Below are 1,191 nucleotides of genomic sequence, written 5' to 3'. Positions count from 1 at the left end.
AAAATGGCCAAGGAAAAATTTGAGCGTAATAAACCGCACGCGAATATCGGAACGGTTGGTCACGTTGACCACGGAAAGACAACACTGACAGCAGCGATTACGAAAGTACTGGCTGAGGCGAGCGGTGGTGCAGCATTTGCATTTGATGAAATTGACAAAGCACCGGAAGAGAAGGCTCGTGGTATCACGATTTCTACAGCTCACGTTGAGTATGAAACAGAAAATCGCCACTATGCGCATGTTGACTGCCCAGGCCATGCTGACTATGTGAAGAACATGATCACAGGTGCTGCGCAGATGGACGGTGGTATCCTTGTTGTGTCAGCAGCTGATGGACCAATGCCACAGACACGTGAGCACATTCTGCTTGCTCGTCAGGTTGGTGTTCCTGCGCTTGTTGTTTTCATGAACAAAGTTGACCAGGTTGACGACGAAGAGCTTCTTGAGCTTGTGGAAATGGAAATTCGTGAGCTTCTGAGCGAATATGACTTCCCAGGTGACGATATTCCGATTGTTAAAGGGTCTGCTCTTGCAGCGCTTGAAGGTCGTGACGATGAAATCGGCAAGAATGCAATTCTTGAACTGATGGCAGCTGTTGATGATTACATTCCGCTTCCAGAGCGTGATGTTGACAAACCATTCCTGATGCCAATTGAGGATGTGTTCTCAATTTCCGGTCGTGGTACAGTGGTAACTGGCCGTGTTGAAAGCGGTGTTATCAAGGTTGGTGAAGAGATCGAGATCGTCGGTATCAAAGACACCACCAAGACAACATGTACTGGTGTTGAAATGTTCCGCAAACTTCTGGACCAGGGTGAAGCTGGTGATAACGTTGGTGTGCTGCTCCGTGGTACGAAACGTGAAGAAGTTGAGCGTGGTCAGGTTCTGGCGCATCCAGGAACAATTACACCACACACAAAATTCAAGGCAGAAGCTATATTCTGAAGAAAGAAGAAGGTGGTCGTCATACACCATTCTTCACCAACTACCGTCCACAGTTCTACTTCCGTACAACTGACGTGACAGGTGTTGTGACACTTCCTTCAGGAACAGAAATGGTTATGCCTGGTGATAACGTCACAGTTGATGTTGAGCTTATCGCTCCGATCGCTATGGACGAAGGTCTGCGCTTCGCGATCCGTGAAGGTGGACGTACTGTAGGTGCCGGCGTCGTCGTCAGCATCACTGAGT

1 pseudogene is annotated in these 1,191 nt (G+C 48.5%); it reads left to right on the top strand.

Features of this window, described 5'->3' with window-relative positions:
- Window positions 1–3: 3 nt before the first annotated feature.
- Window positions 4–1,191: pseudogene (gene tuf / locus JCM23214_RS21830) on the top strand (elongation factor Tu); the annotation flags it as partial.

It is taken from the genome of Sneathiella glossodoripedis JCM 23214, assembly GCF_000616095.1.
GTDB classification, from domain to species: Bacteria; Pseudomonadota; Alphaproteobacteria; order Sneathiellales; family Sneathiellaceae; genus Sneathiella; species Sneathiella glossodoripedis.
The sequence above is the reverse complement of the archived record's forward strand: the minus strand, read 5'-3'. Positions and strand labels throughout refer to the sequence as shown.